This window comes from Ligilactobacillus pobuzihii E100301 = KCTC 13174, assembly GCF_000349725.1.
Taxonomy (GTDB): Bacteria; Bacillota; Bacilli; order Lactobacillales; family Lactobacillaceae; genus Ligilactobacillus; species Ligilactobacillus pobuzihii.
The window spans coordinates 276,418-279,685 of the sequence record NZ_KB714693.1; the positions used below are offsets into that span (position 1 = coordinate 276,418).

Annotated in this window: 5 protein-coding genes; all 5 read left to right on the forward strand. The window is 36.7% G+C overall.

Annotated features, from left to right (window positions below):
• Positions 1 to 105: 105 nt before the first annotated feature.
• A complete protein-coding gene (locus LACPOB_RS0105380; protein WP_017867811.1) occupies positions 106 to 819 on the forward strand; it encodes a demethylmenaquinone methyltransferase in 714 nt (237 codons plus the stop codon).
• Positions 820 to 977: 158 nt separating this feature from the next.
• Positions 978 to 1,259 carry a putative quinol monooxygenase gene (locus tag LACPOB_RS0105385; RefSeq protein WP_017867812.1) on the forward strand — a complete coding sequence of 94 codons (282 nt, stop codon included), beginning with the start codon at positions 978 to 980 and terminating at the stop codon, positions 1,257 to 1,259.
• 143 nt (positions 1,260 to 1,402) lie between these two features.
• Complete coding sequence (locus LACPOB_RS0105390) at positions 1,403 to 1,900, forward strand: hypothetical protein (RefSeq protein WP_017867813.1); 498 nt, start codon at positions 1,403 to 1,405, stop codon at positions 1,898 to 1,900.
• Positions 1,901 to 1,945: 45 nt separating this feature from the next.
• A complete protein-coding gene (locus LACPOB_RS0105395) occupies positions 1,946 to 2,698 on the forward strand; it encodes a CPBP family glutamic-type intramembrane protease (RefSeq protein WP_017867814.1) in 753 nt (250 codons plus the stop codon).
• A 104-nt stretch (positions 2,699 to 2,802) separates the two neighbouring features.
• A partial coding sequence (locus tag LACPOB_RS13020; RefSeq protein WP_040532803.1) for an MFS transporter occupies positions 2,803 to 3,268 on the forward strand: 466 nt, incomplete at its 3' end.

Sequence of the window (3,268 nt, forward strand, 5' to 3'; positions counted from 1 at the left end):
TTCATCTGGTGGAGGTGGATCTGGTATCTAAATTAAATAATATTTACCGAGATGAATGATGTAAACTAAGTCAGTAAGTAGAAGAAATTAGGAGAGTGTGAGCTAGTGCCTTTAACAAATAAAACATCCGAAAAAGATGTTGCAGATCTATTTGATAGGGTCTCGAATAAATATGATTCGATGAACAATGTGATCACATTAGGCATGCATAAACGTTGGCGTGAAGAAACGATGAAAGTGCTCGATGTAAAGTATGGAGCTACAGTTTTGGATCTTTGTTGTGGAACAGGTGATTGGTCATTAGACTTAGCGCATGCAGTTGGTGTTAGCGGACATGTGTATGCGTTAGATTTTAGTGCAGATATGTTAGAGATCGCCAAGAAAAAAGTTGCTGCTGCTGGCATGACAGAACGCGTTACTTTGATCCAAGGTGATGCGATGAACTTGCCATTTGATGATCAAATGTTTGATTGTGTGACGATCGGGTTTGGATTACGAAATGTTCCAGATGCTAAACAAGTCTTACAAGAAATGCAACGTGTTACTCGCCTTGAAGGCGTGGTGGCTTGTTTGGAAACTTCACAGCCAGAAGATAAAATGATTCATAAGTTTTGGAGCTTGTATTTCAAAGTTGTACCATTTATGGCAAAAATGGTGACTGACCATTATGATGATTATAATTATTTGCAACAAACAAGTAAAAATTTCTTGTCGGCGCATGAATTGCTACGTGTTTTTAATGAAGTTGGCTTACAGCCAGCTTCATATCGGATGTTTTTCTTTGGAGCTGCGGCACTACACATTGGTTTCAAAAAATAATGGGATAAAACGAGTAATTGATTGATTTTGCAAACCTTAAGAAAAATTTGTGAACTAAAAAGATCGAATTAAAAAAATTAGATATTTTTGTTATAATTAACATTGGTTACATCAATCTATAGTGTTTTTAGTTTAATTAATCCAAGGAGGAAACGAGAATGAAAATCGTTAATGCATCATTTACAGTTAGACCAGGCTGGCAACCTTATTACGAACATTTTATCGAAGAAATGGTCGAGCGTTCACGCCAGGAAAATGGCAATGTTTCTTATGACCATTATAAGAAAATGGATGTTGGTAATGAATATGAAATAATTGAGCACTGGGCTGATGATGAAGCTTTAGAAACCCATAAGCAAAGTGCTAGCTACAAGGAATTCTGGCGTGGTATTGGTCATTATGTTAAGACTGAACCAACAGTTACTGTTTTGGATCACTAGTTTTAGCATAAAAGAAGGACGTTTCGACTTTAGGAAACGTTCTTTTCTTTTTAGTAATTTATAGCGGAAATAGTTATTTGTCTGATCAGAGCGATATGTTTCAATTTTTATTAAAACTAAAAATATTTCCTGGAGGAACTATCATGCAACAAATTGATTATTACATTGTTAGCACACGTGGTGGTAAGATCAAGCGAGTGTTTGAGGCGACAAAAACTAATTTGAAAAAAGCGCAAAAAATGAGTCAAGCCAGTTGGGAACATCTTTTAAGTGGCCGTAAAATCTTGACTAAAGAGGATATCATAACTAATGGTGGAAATTTTTTAATATTGATCGCAGGTCAAGTTAAAGACAAAGTTAGTGATTTTGATGAAGCAATTGAAAATGCTCGTACTTATCAGACAGCTTTAGAAACATTGAATGATCCTAGCGATGTAGAAATTGTTCAACTTGGACGAATGTCAGCCGAGCATAGGACAATACATTTTCCATTTGAAGAAGGCTTAGATGAGATAACTTTAAAGAGATTTCATATGAATCATAAAAAACAACAAGATTGTGAATATTGTCATCCAACTTATCCAGCGCAACCTTATCAAGACTTTAACTTTTGTCCACATTGCGGACGCTATTTGCATTAAAATACATGTTATATCAAAGCGGTAATTATCTAGGGGAGTTTTTGGATGACGAATTGGAAACGATGGTATAAGGTAGTATTCTTATTTATTTTATTTCATATTATTTATTTTGGTGGGCAATTTTTAGTTGAGCTGCCAGCTGCCCACGGGGATACTTCTTGGCAAGGTATCTTACAAGTTGTGGCAGTTTTTACTATGCTATTATTATTTTTTGGCGGTTATGCTTGGTACATTGAACATCATGTTAAGGTTGCGCCACACTATTCTTTTATTACTCATGTTGGTCATTTGATCTCGTCAATTACAAATGGATTGTTGATAATAGTTGTTTTGAACATGATCCTTCAATTTATCTTGCAAATTTTGCATATCGTTCCCGAAACTGCGCAAAACCAGGCTGGTATTAATCAAATGCTCAAATTAAATGCAATGAGTAAGTTCGTTACCTTGTTTCTGGCAGTAGTCGTGGCACCAGTTTGTGAAGAAACAATGTATCGTTTATTGTTGATCGGTCCAATCAAAACACGACGAGTCAATCCAGCTCAGAACCATCGGAAAAAATTAGCGGTGGTAAGTTGGACGTTTTTTATTCTGGCACATATGGGGCAACAGCTCTATGGGGCATTTGTTGCCCCATCGTGGAATGCAATCGTTGCGGTCATCACAGCCAGCGCAACTTACGGCATTTTATCTTTCGTGATCGTGCGTGAGTATTATTTACATGGAAGTTTAGCACGTTCACTCGCGATCCATATGACGTGGAATGCTCTTGCAGCAGGAACCTTACTATTTACTTGATATCGTGGGTGTCAAGCAATTTGAGTAACTATGTTATAATATGTTTTATTAACTTTTAGTAAGATTTTATCAAATAATATAAATATTAATTAAGGGGTGGTTTAATGAGTCAGGGTGATTCGAGTCAAGTGCTTGATCAAAACGGCAAGCCATATAATCGACTTGCCTTAGTATTTACGATGTTGATCGGTACGTTTAGTAATTTTATTACAACAACTATGCTAACGACCGCATTCCCATCTTTGATGAAATCTTTTAACATCTCAGCCACTACGGTTCAGTGGTTGACGACTGGTTTTATGTTGGTGATGGGGATCACTATGCCGATCACTGGATTTTTTATCAAACGTTTTGACTCACGCAAATTATACTTGTCTTCTGCAGCTATATTTTTAATGGGTACGATTATTTGTTTTTTTGCAAATTCGTTTATTACGATTTTGATTGGGCGTTTAGTTCAAGCAATCGGTGTGGGGATCACTGCTCCTGTTTACCAGACGATAATGGCATCGATCTATCCGCCAAATAAACGTGGGACGGCTATGGGAATGGCTGGCCTAGTTATTGGGC